16 protein-coding genes, 2 tRNA genes and 1 pseudogene are annotated in these 18382 nt (G+C 68.1%); 8 read left to right on the forward strand and 11 right to left on the reverse strand.

All coding sequences use genetic code 11. The annotated features are described in order from the left end of the window. A partial coding sequence (locus ABZ342_RS41410; protein ID WP_360485468.1) for a sigma factor-like helix-turn-helix DNA-binding protein occupies positions 1-128 on the forward strand: 128 nt, incomplete at its 5' end. A gap of 120 nt (positions 129-248) precedes the next feature. Then, positions 249-512 (forward strand): hypothetical protein, encoded by a 264-nt coding sequence (locus ABZ342_RS41415; RefSeq protein ID WP_360485366.1) that lies wholly within the window; start codon positions 249-251, stop codon positions 510-512. A 160-nt stretch (positions 513-672) separates the two neighbouring features. Here the strand turns inward: ABZ342_RS41415 and ABZ342_RS41420 are convergent, their stop codons facing one another. From ABZ342_RS41420 to ABZ342_RS41430, 3 genes are all read right to left on the reverse strand, one after another. Next, the gene (locus tag ABZ342_RS41420) at positions 673-1281 is read right to left on the reverse strand and encodes a hypothetical protein (protein WP_360485369.1); all 609 of its coding nucleotides are present in this window, start codon (positions 1279-1281) and stop codon (positions 673-675) included. 113 nt (positions 1282-1394) lie between these two features. Further along, complete coding sequence (locus ABZ342_RS41425; protein WP_360485372.1) at positions 1395-2681, reverse strand: ABC transporter substrate-binding protein; 1287 nt, start codon at positions 2679-2681, stop codon at positions 1395-1397. A gap of 55 nt (positions 2682-2736) precedes the next feature. Further along, complete coding sequence (locus ABZ342_RS41430) at positions 2737-3270, reverse strand: sigma-70 family RNA polymerase sigma factor (RefSeq protein ID WP_360485375.1); 534 nt, start codon at positions 3268-3270, stop codon at positions 2737-2739. A 2134-nt stretch (positions 3271-5404) separates the two neighbouring features. Between ABZ342_RS41430 and ABZ342_RS41435 the strand changes: the two are divergent. Beyond that, positions 5405-5947, forward strand: a pseudogene (locus tag ABZ342_RS41435) (site-specific integrase); the annotation flags it as partial. A 206-nt stretch (positions 5948-6153) separates the two neighbouring features. On the opposite strand, the gene ABZ342_RS41440 reads toward ABZ342_RS41435, so the two are convergent. Next, positions 6154-6226 (reverse strand) — tRNA-Lys (locus ABZ342_RS41440). Positions 6227-6392: 166 nt separating this feature from the next. Here ABZ342_RS41440 and ABZ342_RS41445 point away from each other — a divergent pair. Next, positions 6393-7577, forward strand: coding sequence for an Ig-like domain-containing protein (locus ABZ342_RS41445; RefSeq protein WP_360485378.1), 1185 nt, complete (start codon positions 6393-6395; stop codon positions 7575-7577). Here the strand turns inward: ABZ342_RS41445 and ABZ342_RS41450 are convergent. Further along, positions 7574-7912 carry a helix-turn-helix domain-containing protein gene (locus ABZ342_RS41450; protein WP_360485381.1) on the reverse strand — a complete coding sequence of 113 codons (339 nt, stop codon included), beginning with the start codon at positions 7910-7912 and terminating at the stop codon, positions 7574-7576. The two genes, ABZ342_RS41445 and ABZ342_RS41450, sit on opposite strands and share 4 nt — an antisense overlap. A 119-nt stretch (positions 7913-8031) precedes the next feature. On the opposite strand from ABZ342_RS41450, the gene ABZ342_RS41455 reads away from it, so the two are divergent. Then, positions 8032-8703, forward strand: coding sequence for an alpha/beta fold hydrolase (locus ABZ342_RS41455; protein ID WP_360485384.1), 672 nt, complete (start codon positions 8032-8034; stop codon positions 8701-8703). Here ABZ342_RS41455 and proP read toward each other — a convergent pair. The 3 genes from proP to orn form a co-directional block, all read right to left on the reverse strand. Further along, positions 8700-10106 carry a glycine betaine/L-proline transporter ProP gene (gene proP / locus ABZ342_RS41460; protein WP_360485387.1) on the reverse strand — a complete coding sequence of 469 codons (1407 nt, stop codon included), beginning with the start codon at positions 10104-10106 and terminating at the stop codon, positions 8700-8702. The genes ABZ342_RS41455 and proP overlap by 4 nt on opposite strands. 130 nt (positions 10107-10236) lie before the next feature. Next, positions 10237-10312 (reverse strand) — tRNA-His (locus ABZ342_RS41465). Positions 10313-10388: 76 nt separating this feature from the next. Beyond that, the gene (orn, locus tag ABZ342_RS41470; RefSeq protein ID WP_155541695.1) at positions 10389-10988 is read right to left on the reverse strand and encodes an oligoribonuclease; all 600 of its coding nucleotides are present in this window, start codon (positions 10986-10988) and stop codon (positions 10389-10391) included. Between the two features lie 102 nt (positions 10989-11090). On the opposite strand from orn, the gene ABZ342_RS41475 reads away from it, so the two are divergent. Both ABZ342_RS41475 and ABZ342_RS41480 read left to right on the forward strand, forming a co-directional pair. Continuing rightward, on the forward strand, positions 11091-12626 hold the full coding sequence (locus tag ABZ342_RS41475) for a helicase HerA-like domain-containing protein (protein ID WP_360485391.1): 1536 nt from the start codon (positions 11091-11093) through the stop codon (positions 12624-12626). 71 nt (positions 12627-12697) lie between these two features. Continuing rightward, complete coding sequence (locus ABZ342_RS41480) at positions 12698-13075, forward strand: DUF3224 domain-containing protein (protein WP_360485394.1); 378 nt, start codon at positions 12698-12700, stop codon at positions 13073-13075. Between the two features lie 114 nt (positions 13076-13189). On the opposite strand, the gene ABZ342_RS41485 is transcribed toward ABZ342_RS41480, so the two are convergent. The 3 genes from ABZ342_RS41485 to ABZ342_RS41495 all read right to left on the reverse strand — a co-directional run bounded on the left by ABZ342_RS41485 (position 13190) and on the right by ABZ342_RS41495 (position 16425). Next, entirely contained in the window at positions 13190-14212 is a 1023-nt protein-coding gene (locus tag ABZ342_RS41485) for a trypsin-like peptidase domain-containing protein (RefSeq protein WP_360485397.1), read from the reverse strand. A 98-nt stretch (positions 14213-14310) separates the two neighbouring features. After that, complete coding sequence (locus tag ABZ342_RS41490; protein ID WP_360485400.1) at positions 14311-15633, reverse strand: M20 family metallopeptidase; 1323 nt, start codon at positions 15631-15633, stop codon at positions 14311-14313. Between the two features lie 39 nt (positions 15634-15672). Continuing rightward, complete coding sequence (locus tag ABZ342_RS41495) at positions 15673-16425, reverse strand: methyltransferase domain-containing protein (RefSeq protein WP_360485403.1); 753 nt, start codon at positions 16423-16425, stop codon at positions 15673-15675. Between the two features lie 142 nt (positions 16426-16567). Here ABZ342_RS41495 and ABZ342_RS41500 point away from each other — a divergent pair, with 142 nt between their 5' ends. Beyond that, positions 16568-17470 carry a DNA-3-methyladenine glycosylase 2 family protein gene (locus ABZ342_RS41500; RefSeq protein WP_360485406.1) on the forward strand — a complete coding sequence of 301 codons (903 nt, stop codon included), beginning with the start codon at positions 16568-16570 and terminating at the stop codon, positions 17468-17470. Positions 17471-18382 lie beyond the last annotated feature (912 nt).

Here is an 18382-nt window from a genome sequence, read left to right on the forward strand (position 1 = left end):
GCATCGCGGTCGGCTTCTCCGCGCAGGAGACCGCCGAAGCCCTCGGGATCTCCGCGGGCAACGTCCGCGTGACGCAGCACCGCGCCCTGACCCGGCTGCGCGGCATGATCCGCGACGAAGAATTCTGAGCTCATGGGGATGTGGAGTGGCCTCGAGTCTGAGTGGCCGGTCGCGACGAAAGGGCCGCCGGGTCGTGTCCTCGTGTCGAAGTGCCGTGGTGAAGCGTGAACCGTCAGCAAGGAGATCCAGTGCTCAACGAACAGCGTGGCGAGGTCGGCCGCCGCGTCACCGCCCCAGCTCTCATCGCCGCGCTCCCACGGCCAGGCGGTGCCGTCGGCAGCCCCCTGCCGTGGGGTGACCTGGTCCGTGCGGTGCCATGGCTGCTGATCGTGTTCATCGGGATGATCGCCAAGTGGTCGGTGACCGAGATCACGGGTCTGCTCGCGTTGCTGCTCGGCTGCTCCACGCTGCCGGGCAGCGGCCCCTCGGAGTCGTCAGGTCTTCGCAGCTGAGGGCTACCCGTGTTGTTGTGGCCCGAGTGCTTCGCGAAGACAGCGGGTTCGCGCCGATCATGGCCGCGAACCCGCTGTCGGTGGGCGAGACCTGGCCGTCACACCGAGCAAGTGCGAAGAGCTCTGCTCCAGTCTGCACTCATTCGTCGTTCAAGACTCTTCACTGCGCCAGTTCGTGGCCGATCTCGGTGGCACCTGCGTCAGTGCTCGGGAGGTGTACCCACGCCCGCGTCGTGGTCTCTTTCACGGCAGCGAACACCGATGTGTAGCTTTTGGGGTCACCGAACTTGATGTGGCGAATGACTTCTTCGTAGAACCAGTCCGATGCGATGACAGCGATATCTCCGTCGGAGGCGGACAGCGCGTCCTTGGCCGCACGGGAATCGAGAAGCCGGAACGCGTGCATGATCGCCGACCCGGTGAAGCCATGTGCGTCGCGGGTTATCTCGCCCGCGTGCAGAACCATCCGCAACCGGATCTGCTCCTCGGTCGTGTGCGCACTGTTGTGCGTGGAGAGATTCTTCGCGAGTTCCTGGGGCACTCGTTCGCCGAAGACGGCCTTGGGGTAATCGCCTGGCGTCAGCACGAGGACCCCGTCGCCGAGATCGATCCGGTGGCAATCCCGCCACCGGACGCCCGAGGTCGCGAAGGCGTCCTCGACCGCCCGGTACAGCCCGGATCGGACGATGAGCCGGTGAAGGTTGGTTCTGCGGGGAGCGTTGAAGCGTTCCACGTCGACAGCGAGGATCGTGTAGTGCACGGCGTTCACGACGGGAGCAAGGCGAAGCGCCCTTTGCCCGACGTTCCGTCGAGGGGCCGAGGTCTCTCGATTCGGCATTGTGTTTCTCCTTGTTTGACGCGTATGCCATGGCTATTGGCTGGTCAAGATCCTGGTAGCCCGGGCAGGATCATGGTCGCGACGTCGAACGGCGCGGACAGCATCTTCTGCTCCAGCATCAGGTCGGCGACGCGTTGAAGCTCACCGAGGTCCAGATGAGCGGGAAAGCTGCCGACTCGGACCTCTCGGGCGGTTTTGGCGTCGATACCCAGGTACTGCTGGAATATCTGCTCGCGGACATCGCGGTTCTGAACGTCGCCGACTCCGCGGTTGAGCGCGTGCTGGAACGCGTCGATCACTTCTGGCCGGCTTGCGGCGAAACTCGCCGGGACCACCCACCCCGACATGGCGATCTCGAAGTTCAAATCGAGTCCGAGATCGAGCAGCTGGACTGCACCGGCGTCGTCGGCCGTCGTGACGAACGGCTCGGCGACGACTGCACCGTCGATCTCGCCGCGCTGCATCGCCGGAACCATCGCTCGCATGTCCATGGTGACCCAGGAGACGCTGGCCGGATCTCCGCCGGCTTGCCGCATTTCCGATATCGCGAGCAGGTCTGAGATCGATCCCCGGCTGGTGACCGCGATCCGCTTGTGCGCGGCCTGGTCGGGTCGTGTGAAGGAGCGGTTCGGGGAGCCGACGAGCATCAGGTGGCCGGGTTTCGCGATGTAAGCCGGCGCGATGATCTTCAAGTCGGCCGCGTGGGTGGCCTGCGCCATGAACATCCCCGGATAACTGCTGAACGCGACGTCGAGTCTGCCCGTCTCGAGTCCTCGGACTGCTTCCGGACCGCTGGCCACGGTGACCACCTGGACGTCCAGACCCGCAGCTCGAAAGTACCCCTGGTCGACGGATCGGTAGAACGCCGCGACATCGACGAACGGCAGCACGCCCACCCGGAGCATTACCGGCGGCGGCTCCGCCGGTTGCCCGGATCCGCGGTACCAGTAGAAGCCACCTACGATCGCGGACAACACCATCAGCACTGCCACCACGACCGCAGCCTGCTGCAGCCGGCGCCTACGGCGGCTCCGTTCGTTGCCCGACTCGAGGCTATGAACAGCTACGCCTTGGCGTCGAGCTTTCCGTCGGGGCCGCACCAGCTGCAGTGTCACCGGGATCGCATCCGGCTGTTGCGCGCCTGGGCCGCCGCCGCTGGTGATCGGCAGGTCCATGCCGACCGGCCTGAGGCGTCGCACGGCGTGGTCAGGCCCGATGTCACCCGGTCCTGGTGGCGCGCAACTCAGCGCGCGGCGAAGATCCGCAAGTCGCCGGTCGAGCTCGACCTCGTCGATCTCGACGGCCTGTCGGCCGAACCATCCGAGAACCATGCTCCCCGCTCCCTTGTTCGTTATGTACATTGCTCCCCCACGGCTCACATCGATCTCAGCTGGGGTGCGTCGCGAGGGCACGCCGGAGCCTTTCTCGACCTTTCTTATATTGACGCTGGGCCATCCGAACGCTGATCCCCAGGATCTCCGCCACTTCCTGCAATGAGCGCTCGTTCAGACACACCAGCGTCACGACTTCCTGCAGGTCGTCGGGCAGCGCGCGGAGGGCGTCGAGGGCGTCGACGATCTCAGCGCGCCGGTCCGCGAAGTCCTCTTCTCGGAGGGCTTCGACGGTAATCAGTTCCTCTGCAGGAAGTAGCACCTCGCGACCCCTCGTTCGCGAGTCGTCAATCAGAAGACGACGTGCAATCGTCAGCGCCAACGGGATCAGTTTCGCCGGATCGGTGTCGGGGTTGCGATCCAGATGCAGCCTGAGTCGCAGTACTGTTTCGCCTACGACGTCGTCAGGCTCCATCCGACGGGTCCGAGTCCGTGCATACCTCTTGATCTGGGGACTGACGAGCTCGAGAAGTTCAGCAAGGTCTGGCCTTCCTTGGCCTGTGGGCAAGGTTTCCCTGTCACTGGTCACGCTCACTCGCCTTCGATGAGGCGCTGACCGAGATGGAAACCAACGGCCCAGAATTGCCCTGGACCGAGGTTGCACCCCGTGGCAATGCGCTTCACAGGCGATTCCTGGTCGGTAGCGTCGACGCTCATATCAAGAAGACGAAGTGATCATGTCGTCGCGACAGATGTCACCCGATCGGCGGATATTGCTTGAGTGACCGAGGTAATCAAACCGTTGATTTTTTACGTTACTGCTCGTACCTGTTGCAATTGTCGTTGCAGGTGCCGGCCGCTGCAGCTCGACGGCTGAGCATTCGCCGTCTCCTAGCAGCGGCGGGGAACGAGTTCGGCGCCGGGCGCCGCCTCAGTGGTTCTGGTTGGTAGACGTAAGCGGAGACCTGGGCTCGGGAGTCGGACCGCGAGCGCACCGGATCGTCGCTTGATCTTGCTTCTCACTGTTTTGGACGATACGTCGTACCTGCTCGACCTCATTGGCTGAACCATTGCCGTGTGAACCGCGCCAACATCATCCGGGGCAGGTGAACGCCGTTCAAGCCCGAACCCCGCGGCGTGGCCCCGCGGCCCTGTACACTTCATCATCTGAGACCACGGACCAATCGCACTGGCTCTACCCGGCCACCTTCATCGACGGCGCTGCCGCAGCTGGCATCGAGCCTCGGCACCTTGATCGCTACCTGCCTGATACGCAACCGTGCTATTGCGTACCGAATCCACTGGGGACGGGAACGCCCGGGACCGACCGGTGAATTCCTATGTTTTGGCTGGGTGCCGATGAAGTACCGCCGTTACCGCTTTTGCGGGCGGTACGCCGGCGCCCGAATGGAACCGGGTAGGAGCTGACGTGACTGCTCCCGATGAGCCATTGATGGAGGAGGCCTCGTGTCGGAGACTTTCGATCTCGCCCAGCGTCCTGTCGTCGGTCTGGACGTTGGAGTAGCGTTCGCAGTCGGTTGCGAGAACGACGCATCTGCTGCTCGGGTGGCACTTTTCTGCGTCGCTCCGTTTGAGCGACGTCCTCACTGGCGGGGCGTTCTGGTGGGTGACCACCGCCGCGGTCGCGATCCTGATCGCGGTCTTCGTCCTCCACCGACACGTTCGTTCCCGCCACCTCCGCTCCTGTCTGCTCGGTCAACGCAGCGCGTGAATCCGGCGCGCCCGAGGTCATGTGTCCGCAGTGCCTGGTGGGGGTGGATTCCCTGCGGCTGCTGGGTCTGGCCACCTGATCCGGTGATCTTTCCCGGGCTCAGGCTTCCCCGAGTGGTGGTCGCAGCGCGAGTATCGGGCGGTGAGAAAGCCCCTGGTGGGTGCTTGACGAACGAAAGGGGAGTTCTCGATGGCTGATGGGTCGGTGTTCCTGCCGGGACGAGAACAGGAAGTCTCTGGGTGACGCGTGCCCGAAGCTGAAGAACAACCGGCACGGGCAGTGGTACTTCCGGATCGAGCTGCCGAAGGATCTGCGGGGCAACCGCCGGCCGCGGCGCCGCGGTGGCTACGAGAACGCGACCGAGGCCGAGAAAGGCCTGCAGAGAGTGCGAGACCTGCTCGGGATCGCCGAGGACGGCGACGACGAGACGTCTCGCAAGATCGGGGACTTGCTCGCGGGCCTGATCTCGCAGCAGGAGCCGCTGCCCGAGACCGAGACGGTGCGCCGTCTCGTTCGGGCGGGATCGGCAGTGCTGGAACAGCCGTTGATGGGTGTGGTGTTCGACGAGTTCCTGGCGCGGAAGAAGCGCACGGTGAGCCGGAACATGTACCGCTCGTATGAGTCCCACGTCCGCCTCTATTTACGCCCGCACCTGGCGAAGGTCCGGCGTGACCGGCTGCGGGTGGGGCATCTGGATGCGATGTTCGAGGCGATCGTGGAGCGCAACGAGCTGATCGCCGAGTACCGGGCCAGCGGTGACCCGCGGAAGGTCGCGGCGGTGAAGTGGCAGCGTCCGGTCGGTCCGACGTCGCTGCACCGGATCAAAGAGACGCTACGGGCGATCCTGCGCCCGGCGGTGGATCAGGGCCTGTTGACGCACAACGTGGCGAAGTTGGTCGAGTTGCCGGCGGCGGTGCGGCCGAAGCCGAAGCTGTGGACCCCGGAGCGGATCGCCAAGTGGCGCCGGACCGGTGAGGTGCCCTACCCGGTGATGGTGTGGACCGGCGACCTGACCGGGGCGTTCCTGGACTACACGGTGAACCACCGGCTGTACGCCTTGTTCCACCTGATCGCGCACACGGGACTCCGGCGCGGCGAGGCCTGTGGACAGCGCCGTTCGGACACCTACTTGGATGCGGCGTCGCTGGAGGTGGCGAACCAGATCGTGCAGTACGGCTGGGAGACCGGGCAGAGCAAGCCCAAGACACCGTCCTCGGAGGGCATCGTCGCCTTGGATCCGAACACCGTGCTGGTGCTGCGGGCTCACTTGGCGCGTCAGGACCAGGCCGAAGCTCGCCTCGGGGATGACTGGGTCGAGGAGGACTTGCTCTTCACCGAGCCCGACGGCCGCCCGCTGCACCCGGCCGACGTCGCCGACGAATTCGCCACGTTGATCAAGCTGGCCGGCTTGCCCCCGATCACCCTGCACGGCCTCCGGCATGGCGCCGCGACACTGGCTCTGGGTGCCGGTGTGGACATGAAGGTGATCCAGCACATGCTTCGGCACTCGTCGATCAAGGTGACGATGGATCTCTACACGAACGTCGGCGAGGAAGTGGCCGCGGACGCGGCGAGGAAGCTGGCCGGGGCGATCCCGAGGAGGGTTTTGCACCCGGACTGCGCTCTCGGGCTCCCCTCGGGCTCCCGAACGACCACAGTGGACAGAGAGGAAGCGGAAGAAATGACTTCAGATACCACAAATCCCCAGGTCAAAGGGATCTTCAACCTGGGGAGTGGGTGTGCGCCATCAGGGACTCGAACCCCGAACCCGCTGGTTAAGAGCCAGCTGCTCTGCCAATTGAGCTAATGGCGCCGGTGTCTGCCGGAGGTTTCCCTCGGCGACGTGGAAAAGATTAGCACCCGGTTCCGGGGCCTGTTTCAGGGGGGTCCCGTTGGCGAGTTCCGGCGTTGCCGCCCCGGTGTCGGGGCTGGTCGGGCACACTGTAGTCGGACATCGACGGCGAAACAGGCAGGTGGACATGACGCGTGTGGGGGTGCGGCTGCTGGTGGCCGCGGGGGTGGTCGGCATCACGGTGGCCGGCTGCAGCAGTAGTCCTTCGGGTGAATCTCCGAAGGAGACGCCGTCCTCGAGTGCGCCCACGCCCGCGCTGAAGGCCGCCGTGCTCACGTTGAGCCCTGCGAAGGATGCCAAGGACGTCGCGCCCGGCGAACCCGTCAGTGTCGCCGTTGCCGACGGGAAGGTCGGCGATGTGCGGCTGACCGGGGCCGACGGCAAGGTCGTCGCCGGGAAGGCGCGCGCCGATGGCTCGGGGTGGGACTCCGCCGAGCCGCTCGGCTACAACAAGGCCTACAAGCTGACCGCCACCGCGACCGGCTCAGACGGCAAGCCCGTCAGCGCCGAGTCGAGCTTCAGCACCGTCAAGCCCGCGCGGCAGCTCGGCGTCTCGGTGAACCTCGACCAGGGCGAGACCGTCGGCGTCGGGATGCCGCTGATCTTCACCTTCAGCGGGAACGTCGCCGACAAGGCCGCCGCCGAGAAGGCGCTGAAGGTCACCGCCGAGCCGGCCACCGAGGGCGCCTTCCGCTGGTCCGGCGACAAGCAGGTGACCTGGCGGCCGAAGGACTACTGGAAGAGCGGCACCAAGATCACGGTCGACGCCGCCGTCTACGGCAAGGCGCTCGGCAAGGGCAGCTACGGCCGCGAGGACAAGAAGATCACCGGCACCATCGGCGACAAGCTCGTCGCGGTCGCCGACGGCCAGACGCACCAGATGACCGTCTCGATCAACGACAAGGAGGTCAAGACCATGCCGACCTCCATGGGCAAGCCCGGCCACAACACCCCGGCCGGCACCTACACCGTCATGAGCGAGCACACCGGCTACACGATGAACTCCGCCACCTACGGCGTCCCCGAGGACGCTCCCGGCGGCTACAGCACCTTCGTCCAGTACGCGATCCGCCTGTCCTACAGCGGCATCTTCTACCACTCCGCACCGTGGTCGGTGCGGCAGCAGGGCCACAGCAACGTCAGCCACGGCTGCCTCAACCTGTCCACCGAGAACACGAAGTGGCTGATGGACACGTCCAGGAAGGGCGACGTCGTCACCGTGCAGAACAGCGGTGGCCCGAAGCTCGAGCCGACCGACGGCTGGAGCGTCTGGCAGCTGTCCTGGGACGAGTGGAAGACGGCCGCGAACTAGCGGTCGTCGTACTCCGCGCGGGCCGCCGTGATGAGCGGGAGGTGCTCGATGCTCCACTCGAGCAGCGGCGCGGTGGCTTCGCGCAGCGTCCGGCCCATCGACGTCAGCTCGTAGCTGACGTGCGGCGGCATGACGGCGTGGACCGTGCGGGTCAGGATCCCGTCACGCTCGAGGTCGCGCAGGGTCACCGTGAGCATGCGCTGGCTGATGCCGTCGATCGAGCGCTTGAGCTCGGTGAAGCGCCGCGGCCCGTCCTTGAGCATCCGCACGACCAGCAGCGCCCACTTGTCGCCGACGATCCCGAGCACTCCGCGGGCCTCGCACGGGTCCTCCATGGTTACCTCCTGGGAACCGGGGCACGGAAAAGTGCCGTATTGCCCGGTGCGCGTCGAGTGGATCACGATGGTTCCGGTTACCGAATGGTACCGAGGAACTATCGAGAACCGAGGCACGCATGTCAACATTCCTGCTGGTCCACGGCGCTTGGCACAACGGCCGGAGCTGGGACCGCGTGGTCCCGCGCCTGGAATCCGCCGGCCACCGCGTGCTGGCGCCGTCGCTGACCGGCTACGGCGACAAGGCTCACCTGCTGAGCCCGGAGGTCGGGCTCGGCACGCACATCGACGACGTCGTCAACCTCCTCCAGGACGAGCGCGACGTCGTGCTCGTCGGGCACAGCTACGCCGGGATGGTCATCTCGGGAGCCGCCGACCGGCTCCCGGACCGGATCGCGCGTCTGGTGTTCCTCGACGCGATGGTCCCCGAAGACGGCGAGACCGCGGCCGACGTCATCCCCCTCACCAAGCAGCTGATCGACGACGCGGTCGACGGCTGGCGGGTGCCGCCGATGGGCCTGTTCGGCGTCACCGGCCCCGACGACGTCGCCTGGCTGCGCTCGATGCTGTCCGACCAGCCGGTGCGGTGCCTGACCGAGCCCGTGCACCTGGGCAACCCGGCGGCGAAAGCGATCCCGCGCACGCACATCCACTGCGTCGGCGGGGAGCCGACGGGCATCACCCGCCGTCCCGTTCCGGCGGGCGAGCCGGTGCGGGAGCTGCCGACCGGCCACGACTGCATGATCACCATGCCCGCCGAGCTGACCGAACTGCTGCTCGAGACGGCTTAGGCCGTCGACCTGCGCACCAGTTCCCGCGCCTCCTCTTCGGTCGCCACCGCGGGCCCCGAGCCCCAGAGCGGCTTGTTCGCCGTCTCCCGGCTGAAGTAGACGGCGACGGCACCGACCGCACCAGCAGCCATGAGGTACCACGCGGGCCAGAAGTCGTAGCCGGTGGACGAAATCAGCGCCTGCATGACCAGCGGTGTCGTGCCGCCGAAGAGCGACACGGAGATGTTGAACGCGATGGACAGCGCGCCGTAGCGGATCGCGGTCGGGAACAGGGCCGGCAGCGCCGCGGGCATCGAGACCTCGAAGCAGAGCAGCAGCAGGCCGAGGCCCATGAGCCCGAGGAACGTCAGCACCAGGCCGCCGTCGTGCACCAGCAGCATCAACGGCCAGGAGAGCACGAAGAAGCCGACGCAGCCGGCCATCATGACGGGCTTGCGGCCGACCTTGTCGGTGATCCGGCCGCCGACCAGGATGATCAGCATCATCACGACCATGACGACGATGATCAGCAGCAGGCCGTGGGTGGCGTCGAGGTGCAGCTGCTCGGACAGGTACGTCGGCATGTACGACAGCAACATGTAGTCGGTGACGTTGAACACGAGCACCAGGCCGACGCAGATGAGCAGCGCGGGCCAGTAGTCGGTGAACATCTTCCAGAACGGCTCGCCGGAGCGGCCGCGCTTCTCGGCCTCTTCGGCGTGCTTCTGGAACGCCGGCGTCTCTTCGAGCTTGAGGCGCATGTAGAGGCCGATGATGCCGAGCGGGCCGGCGACCAGGAACGGGACGCGCCAGCCCCAGTCGAGCAGCGTCTCGTGCGGGACCCAAGCCTTCATGCCGGTGACGACGGACGCGCCGAGCACGTACCCGGACAGCGTCCCGAACTCCAGCCAGGAGCCCATGAAGCCACGGCGTTTGTCGGGCGAGTACTCGGCGATGAAGGTCGTCGCGCCGCCGTACTCCCCGCCGGTGGAGAACCCCTGCACCATCCGGGCGACCACGAGCAGGATCGGCGACCAGACACCGATGGAGGAGTAGGACGGGATCAGCCCGATGCACAGGGTCCCGATGGCCATCATGATCATGGTGACGGCGAGGACCTTCTGCCGTCCGATCCGGTCGCCGAGGGGCCCGAAGACGAGCCCGCCGAGCGGCCGCATGAGGAAGGCGGCGGTGAAGGCCCCGAAGGTCCCGATCAGCCTGACGCCCGGGGAGACCGTCGGCGGGAAGAAGACCTCGGCGATGGTGTCGGCGATGTAGGCGTAGACGCCGAAGTCGAACCACTCCATCGCGTTGCCGAGGGCGGCCGCCCCCACCGCCCGTTTGAGCAGCGATCGATCGACGACGGTGATGTCCTCGTACCTCAGCTTCTTCTTCCGCCTGATCTTCGGTCCTGAACGTGCCACCACTCCACGGTGCACCGCCGACCGGCCGCGCGCACGCTGGGCCATCCGGTCGTGAGGGTTGCCACCTGTGGCCGAACGACCACGAAAAGCAAAAAACCCCAGTTCGGTCCGAGGATCCAAACTGGGGTGATGGGGTGAGCGACGGGTTTCGAACCCGCGACCTCCTGGACCACAACCAGGTGCTCTACCAGCTGAGCTACGCCCACCATTGCCGAGGGGATCCACTTACGATCACCTTGCGGGGATAATCGTAGCGGGTGCCCTCGAGCGGATTGCAGGGGGTTACCTCTGCTGCACCTCGGCGGCGGCCGCCTTGGCTTCGTCGCTGGTCGGGCCCGGTTGGGGGACGAAGGCCACGCGCCGGTAGTAGTCGAGTTCGCCGATGGACTCCTTGATGTCGGCGAGCGCCCGGTGCGCGAGACCCTTCTCCGGCTTGGCGTAGTAGATCCGCGGGTACCAGCGCCGGACGAGCTCCTTGACGGACGAGACGTCGACCAGGCGGTAGTGGAGGTAGGCGTCGAGTTCCGGCATGTCGCGCGAGATGAAGCCGCGGTCGGTGGCGATGGAGTTGCCGGCGAGCGGCGCCGTCCCGGCTTCGGGGACGTGTTCGCGGATGTACTCGAGGACGCGGCTCTCGGCTTCTTCGAGGGTGACGGTGGAGGCGCGGACCTCTTCGGTGAGGCCGGAGTGGGCGTGCATCTCGCGGACGACGTCGGGCATCCCGGCGAGTTTTTCCTCGTCGGCGTGGATGACGATGTCGACTCCGTCGCCGAGCACGTTCAGCTCCGCGTCGGTGACGAGGGCGGCGATTTCGATCAACGCTTCCTTGCCGAGGTCGAGCCCCGTCATTTCGCAGTCGATCCAGACTAGGCGGTCGGTCACCTGGTGACCCTAACCCGACACGGGGATGAGAGGGGCGTTACCTGCGCGTACGGCGCGTTACGCTCGCGGTGTGGTGCAGGACACACGATCGGGGAGCAGCGAGTGACGGAGCAGGGGTCGCCGGCGAGCGAGATCGCCGCCGGTTATGCGACTGAGGGTGCCGCGCTGGAACTGGGCGCGGTGGTGATCGACGGCAAGACGGACGCCGCGGCCGCGGTGCGCCTGCCGCTGGCGACGCTGAACCGGCACGGCCTGGTCGCGGGGGCGACGGGGACGGGCAAGACGAAGACGCTGCAGCTGATCGCGGAGCAACTGTCGGCGGCCGGGGTGCCGGTGGTGCTCGCGGACGTGAAGGGCGACCTGTCCGGGCTGGCCGCGGCCGGCGAGGCGAACGACAAGGTCGGCAAGCGCTCGCAGGAGCTGGGTGACGACTGGGCGGGCACGGCCTACCCGGTGCAGTTCCTGTCGCTGGGCACGGGCGGGAAGGGCTCGCCGATCCGGGCGACGATCACGAGCTTCGGGCCGGTGCTGCTGTCGAAGGTGCTCGGGCTCAACGAGACGCAGGAGTCGACGCTCGGCCTGATCTTCCACTGGGCCGACCAGCGCGGCCTCGCGTTGCTGGACACGAAGGACTTGCGGTCGGTGATCACGCACCTGACCAGCGACGAGGGCAAGGCAGACCTCAAGGGCATCGGCGGGGTGTCGGCCGCGACGGCCGGGGTGATCCTGCGCGCGCTGTCCAATCTGGAGGCTCAGGGCGGCGAGGACTTCTTCGGCGAGCCCGAGCTGGACGTCCACGACCTGATGCGCGACCGCGACGGCAAGGGCGTCGTCACGCTGCTGGAGCTGGACAACCTCCAGGCGAAGCCGGCGCTGTTCTCGACGTTCCTGATGTGGCTGCTGGCCGAGCTGTTCGAGGAGCTGCCGGAGGAGGGCGATCTCGACCAGCCGAAGCTCGTGTTCTTCTTCGACGAGGCGCACCTGCTCTTCAACGACGCGTCGAAGGCGTTCCTCGAGCGCATCGAGCAGACCGTGAAGCTGATCCGGTCGAAGGGCGTCGGCGTGTTCTTCTGCACGCAGCTGCCCACCGACATCCCGAACAACGTGCTGTCGCAGCTGGGCGCCCGGATCCAGCACGCGCTGCGGGCGTTCACGCCGGACGACCAGGCGGCGCTGGCCAAGACGGTCAAGACCTACCCGAAGACGAAGTTCTACGAGCTCGACACGGCGTTGACGTCGCTGGGCATCGGCGAGGCGATCGTCACGGTGCTGTCGGAGCGGGGCGCGCCGACGCCGGTGGCGTGGACGCGGCTGCGGGCGCCGCGGTCGAAGATGGGTTCGATCGGTCCGGAAGCCGTCGCCGCCGCGGTCGCTTCGTCGGACCTGCACGCGAAGTACGCCGAGACGATCGATCGTGAGTCGGCGTACGAGAAGCTGGCCGCGAAGATCCCTCCGGCCGCCCCCGCGCCGGAGACCGATGCGCCTCCGCCGGCTCCTGCTCCGGAAAAAGGGAAGGACGATCCGGGGTTCATCGAGTCGGCGATGAAGAACCCGGCCGTGAAGTCGTTCATGCGGTCCGCCGCGAGCGCGCTGGGCCGGGAGATCACGCGCGGGCTGTTCGGCAACCGGAAGCGATGAGGAATACCTGACGCGCTCTGTCAGGTATGGCTGCGATGCTCGGCTCACCTTCGAGACAGGGGAAATCAGCTATGACCAGCACTGCCACCGCGTCGTTCGTCCTCGATGAGTGGGCGCCGCAGGCGACCGACGAGGCCGCGGGCACGGAGTTCGCCCGGGTGGCGATCGCCAAGACGTTCACCGGAGCGGTCGAAGGGACCAGCACCGTCGAAATGCTGACGGCGTCCAACGCGACTTCGCGCGCGTACGTCGGCTTCGAGCGTCTCACCGTCTCGGTCGACGGCCGCAAGGGCGCCTTCGTCCTGCACCACTCGGCGGACGAGTCCGGCCTGACGCTGAAGATCGTCACCGGCTCGGGCTCGGGTGAGCTGACCGGGATCTCCGGCACGGCGGACATCGAGATGGACGCCGAGCAGAACCACACCTTCACGCTCACCTACGAGCTGTAGACAGCGCGAAGGCCGTTTCGAGAGCCCCCGATTGACTCTCGAAACGGCCTTCGCCGTTCCCCGCTCCCCGAAAGCGGGTGGGACGGACCGCCCCGACCACGGCCCGTCCGCGTCCTAGTTGTTCACGATCTGGTCGACGATCTTCTTGGCGTCGTTGATCGGGATGGCGAAGCCGATCCCGACGCTGCCGGCCGAGCCGTTGGCCGAGGCCGTCGGGCTGTAGAGGGCCGAGTTGATGCCGATGACGTTGCCCTGGGCGTCGACCAGCGCGCCGCCGGAGTTGCCCTGGTTGATCGAGGCGTCGGTCTGGATCGCGGTGTAGCTGGGCGCGTTCTCGGACTGGTTCGAGGTCCGGCTGAAGGGCGACTGCTGTTGCTGCTGGCCCTGGCCGATGTCGGACAGGTTCCGGTTGAGCGCGCTGACGATGCCGGTCGTGACGGTGTTCTGCAGCCCGCCCGGCGAGCCGATGGCGACGACCTCCTGGCCCACGACGAGCTTGCTCGAGTCGCCCAGCGACGCCGCCGTCAACCCGCTGGCGTTCTGCGCCTGGACCACCGCGATGTCCGCCTTGGTGTCCGCGCCGACCACGTTCGCCTGGTACTTCTTGCCGTCGGACGTCGTGATCACGACGTTCTGGGCGCCGTCGACGACGTGCGCGTTGGTCAGGATCCGGCCGTCCGAGGTGAGGATGACGCCGGAGCCGATGGCCTCGCCCTGCCCGGTGGTGACGTTGATCTGGACCACGCTCGGCGTGACCTTCGCCGCGACTCCGCTGACGTCGCCGGAGGTCGAGTTCGAGACCGTCTGCCCGTTCGCGGCCGGCGTGGTCACCGACGTCGTCGCGCCGTCCGCCGAGTTCGTGGTGAGCCCGACGATCGCGGCGCCGCCGACGCCGCCGACCAGCGCGGCACCGAGGGCGGTCGCGCTGACGATCATCGCGACGCGGCCGCCCTTGCGCGGCTTGGTCTTCACCGCCGTCGGCGCCTGCGGCTGGGTGAACAGAGGGTTCGGCGCGGCCTGGTGCTGGTAGCCGTACTGCGGCTGCTGCTGCGCGTACGGCCCGTACTGCTGGGTGCTGTGGTGCGGCTGGTGCCCACCGGGTGAGGCGGGGCCGGGCCGACTCTCGTTCTCGGTCATGGGACCAGACTCGCGCCTGTGCTTGTGAGCAACCTGTGGAAATACCTCAGGCTTTGCTGAGAAGAATCAGCTGAGAAAACTCAGCGAATCCTCAGGCGTCAGGCGAAGAACGACGGCACGTCCAGTGCGCCTCCCGCGGCCTCGAACTCGTCGTGGACGGCTTTCCGCAGCTCGGCGTCCCCCAGGTAGTCGGCGGCGGTCAGGGCCAGGCCCAGTGCGCCGTCGCGGACACCCGCGTCGCCTGTCTCCGAACCGGCCGCGGCCGCGAACTCCTTGGTGTGCAAGGCGACCGTCGGGCCCGAGACCGCGAGCATGGGGTGCAGCGCGGGCATCCGGTACGACAGGTTGCCCAGGTCCGTCGATCCCGTGAGCGACTCGGGGACGATGCCCGGCGGCAGCGGCTTGCGGCCAGTGCCCACCTGGTTGACCGTCCACCGGCCGGCGAGCGCGGTGTTGAACCGGATCGGCAGGTAGGCGGCCTGGGCGTCCCAGGTCAGCTCGACACCGCAGCCGGTCATCGCCGCCGCGCCTTCCGCGATCGACGTCATGCGCGCGGCGAGGTCGCGCAGTGTGTCGGGGGACTGGGAACGGAGGTAGAACAGCAGCGCGGCCCGTTCCGGGATGACGTTCGGCCGGGCGCCGCCGTCGGTGAAGATGCCGTGGACGCGGTCGCTCTGCGGGAGTTGCTGGCGCAGCGCCGAGACGCCCTGGTAGGCCGCGACGGCGGCGTCGAGCGCGTTGCGGCCCATGAACGGCTGGGCGCTCGCGTGGGCGCCGACGCCGTGGAAGACCATCTCCAGCTGACGCCGCCCGAGGAACGGGTGCAGCGCGATGTCGTGGCTGAACGGGTGCAGCATGATCACCGCGTCGACGTCGTCGAACACGCCGGCGCGGGCGAGGATCTCCTTGCCGCCACCGCCTTCCTCGGCCGGGGTGCCGATCAGGCTGACCCGGCCGCCGAGCCGCTCGGCGACGGTCGCGGCGCCGAGGAAGCCGCCCGCGGCGGTCGTGCAGATGACGTTGTGACCGCACGCGTGGCCGAGGCCGGGGAGCGCGTCGTACTCGGCGAGGACGGCGATGTGCGGGCCATCCCGTTCGGGCGTGCTGACGCGCAACGCGGTGTCGAGACCGCCGACCCCGACGGTCGCCTCGTGGCCGTGGCGGTTCAGGAGGTCCGCCAGTGCTCGCACCGAACGGTGCTCGGCGAACCCCTCCTCGGGGTGGGCGTGCAGATCTTGGCTCAACGCCACCAGATCGGGTGAACTGCGCTCGACGGCGGCGGTCACCTCGGCCCGCGTCGCCTCGTCCGCGCCGGGGTGCGGCGAGGACAGCGGTTCGGCGGCCGCGACGGCGTCGGCGGTCGCCTCGACCAGGGAACGCAGGTAGCTGTCGTCGGGCGGGACGGGCTCGTGGTGGGTCATGGGGCGATGCTAACCGCAGGCTCCGACAATCCGCGGTGCTCAGCTCAGCCGGCCCGCCACGATCTGCGTGACGCCGGCGTACCGCTCGGTGATCCCGGCGAAGCCGCGGGCGCGCAGGCTCGCGGCGATCTCGCCGCGGTCGAACATCCGCTGCCCGCTCAGGATCCCGCCGACGGACTCCGCGACTCGCGCGGGTTGCCAGCCACGCCGGGCGCTCGTGAGCAGCACGATCCGGCCGCCGGGCCGCAGTACGCGCGCGAAGGAGTCCAACGCGGTTTCGGGCTCGGCGAACATGTGGAGAGCGGCGAAGCAGCAAATACCGTCCACAGTGGACGCTTTCAGGGGGAGGTGCACAGCGTCCGCGCGCAGGTAGGCGACGGAGGCCGGTCCGCCCTCGGCGACGGCTTTGGCGAGCATGGTGCGCGCGCCGTCGAGGCCGATGGCGAGCCCGCCCGGCCCGACGGCCTCGCCGAACGCGCGCGTGAACCGGCCGGTGCCGCAGGCGACGTCGAGCGCGGTATCACCGGGTTTCAGGTCGAGGAGCTCGGTCGCGAGCTTGATTTCGCCCGCCATGCTCGGTCCGAGGGGGCCTTTGAGTGCGCGGCCGAGCGCGGGGCGCCAGTACCGCTCGTAGACCCGCGGGAGGAGGGTGGTGCGCATCAGGCGCTGGGTGAGGCCGGTCGGCGGGCCCGCCTGGTGGACGGCGCCCAGCAGGTCGAGGTAGCCGTCTTCGGTCTTCGCGGGCGTCTCGAGCAGGTCTTCGAGGCGTTCGGTGGCGGTCTTCGTGCGCATTGCTCTCCTCTCGGATACCGGCAGTATGTCAAATCTGAGCCACTCGAACGAGTGAAGAATCCGCGGGCTCAGGCGTTCGAGGCCGGAATTGTCGGTGCTGCTGCCTAGCGTCGCAGGCAAGACCCCGATCCGAGGAGGACAGATGACGATTTCCCTGCTGGGCAGTGAGATCACGGTGCACGGCGAGTTCGACCTGGCGGCGGCGGCCCGGTTCCTGACCGGGTTCGCGCCCGCCGGCCGGCCGGAAGCGGAGCCCGGCGCGCTCCGGGTGGCGTTCCCGCTCGACGGCGAGTGGACACCGGTGGGAGCGGTCCTGCGCCAGAGATCGCCCGGCGAGGTCGCGGTGGAGGTCCACGGCCCACCTGCGCGGGCGGACGCGGTGCTGGCGCAAGTGCGGAGGATGTGTTCGCTGGACGTCGACGGCGCCGGGTTCGAGGAGGTCGGCGCCCGCGATCCGGTGGTCTCGCTGGTGCAGGGGATGCATCCGGGATTGCGGCCGGTGTTGTTCGCGTCCCCGTACGAGGCGGCGTGCTGGGCGGTGCTGAGCCACCGGATCTGGATGACCCAGGCGGTCCGGCTGCGCCGCCGCCTCGCCGAGCGCCACGGAACGGAGGTCGACGTCGGCGGCACCGTGCTGACGACGTTCCCGGCGCCGGCGGTGCTGGCGAAGCTGGAGTACCTGCCGGGCTTGTCGGGCCCGAAGATGCAGCGCCTTCGAGCAATAGCCGAGGCGGCGGCGGACGGCCTGCTGGACGCGGCGATGTTGCGGGCGATGCCGGCGGACGAAGCGCTGAAACAGCTGCAGCTGTTGCCAGGGATAGGCCGCTTCAGCGCGGAGCTGATCCTGATCCGCGGTGCCGGCCACCCGGACGTCTTCCCCCGAGCGGAGACCCGCCTCCACGAGATCATGCGCGACGCGTACCACCTCCCGGAGGCGGGAGTGGAGGAGCTGACGGAGATCGCCGAGGCGTGGGCCCCGTTCCGGAGCTGGGTGTCGTTCCTGTTCCGAGTGGAAGGCGAGGCCCGGATGAGGGAGTCCCGATGACCTGACCACTCGCGTTCTCGCTCGCTCACCGGTTCCGGCTCCGATCACGCGAGTTCCGGTTTCAAGCACGCGAGTCTCGGCCTTGATCACGTGAGTTCCGGCTTCAGCCGCATCAGCAGGTTCCGCGCGGACGCCGCGCCGCCGGCCCGAGCTGGCGGGCCGTTGCGCGGGCTGCGGCCTCGCCGCTGCGGCAGGGGTCGTTCCGGCTCACCTCGTCGGAAGCCGAGTTCCGCGGCGGTGTGGCCAGCAGGTCGCCCATGCCGAGCGCCACGTCAGTCCGTTCACTGTGAGCCCGGAAGCGGTGTCCCGCCCACACCACGACGAAAGGAGAACGTATCGACCCAATACCGCGGAGCCGCCGAAACCCGCAGCGGTGTCGATCGCGCGGTTCAGGCACCGGCGAGAGAAGTCCGTCGCGCCCAGCGCCGAATCCAGCAGAGCCGGGTGCAGCCCGAACTCGCTCGCCGCGGTGCCCTCGGGCAGCGCGAGCTTCGGCGCGGGTCCGAGGTCCCTCACCGGCTCGATTTCCGGCGAGCAGCGTCCGCGGCGGCTTCGGGTGGGGTGCTCGTGGGCGGGCCACTCGACCGGCGCGCACCGGGTGTAGCTGCTCGCGGGCCGACCGACCGCGCGAGTGTCGAGCCATCAGCGCTGTGCCTGCTGCGGCTCAGCTCGTCCGCCCTGCTTGGCCGGCGCGGAGCGGTGGCCCGGAACTGGAACTCGGGCCAAGCGCTCAGGCCTCGATGTCGCGGTCTGCGTCGGTGCGGCTGCAGCCGCACCGACCGTGCGAGTCCGGCGTCGGCGTCCTCGCCCGAAGCCGGTGCGCCACTCCGCGGCGGACAAGCGCGAACAAGCAGCGCGAGCCGCCTGTCCCGGGCCCGGCGCCGCCGATGCCCACCCGCACCCACCGCGGCG

Source organism: Amycolatopsis sp. NPDC005961 (assembly GCF_040629235.1).
GTDB classification, from domain to species: domain Bacteria; phylum Actinomycetota; class Actinomycetes; order Mycobacteriales; family Pseudonocardiaceae; genus Amycolatopsis; species Amycolatopsis camponoti.

Bases quoted from the DNA above. Each gene is read 5' to 3' on its own strand.
- ABZ342_RS41485 (WP_360485397.1), bottom strand. From the start codon at position 14,212: ATGACCGAGAACGAGAGTCGGCCCGGCCCCGCCTCACCCGGTGGGCAC.
- ABZ342_RS41480 (WP_360485394.1), top strand. From the start codon at position 12,698: ATGACCAGCACTGCCACCGCGTCGTTCGTCCTCGATGAGTGGGCGCCG.
- ABZ342_RS41500 (WP_360485406.1), top strand. From the start codon at position 16,568: ATGACGATTTCCCTGCTGGGCAGTGAGATCACGGTGCACGGCGAGTTC.
- ABZ342_RS41425 (WP_360485372.1), bottom strand. From the start codon at position 2,681: ATGGTTCTCGGATGGTTCGGCCGACAGGCCGTCGAGATCGACGAGGTC.
- ABZ342_RS41490 (WP_360485400.1), bottom strand. From the start codon at position 15,633: ATGACCCACCACGAGCCCGTCCCGCCCGACGACAGCTACCTGCGTTCC.
- ABZ342_RS41445 (WP_360485378.1), top strand. From the start codon at position 6,393: ATGACGCGTGTGGGGGTGCGGCTGCTGGTGGCCGCGGGGGTGGTCGGC.
- ABZ342_RS41495 (WP_360485403.1), bottom strand. From the start codon at position 16,425: ATGCGCACGAAGACCGCCACCGAACGCCTCGAAGACCTGCTCGAGACG.
- ABZ342_RS41455 (WP_360485384.1), top strand. From the start codon at position 8,032: ATGTCAACATTCCTGCTGGTCCACGGCGCTTGGCACAACGGCCGGAGC.
- ABZ342_RS41450 (WP_360485381.1), bottom strand. From the start codon at position 7,912: ATGGAGGACCCGTGCGAGGCCCGCGGAGTGCTCGGGATCGTCGGCGAC.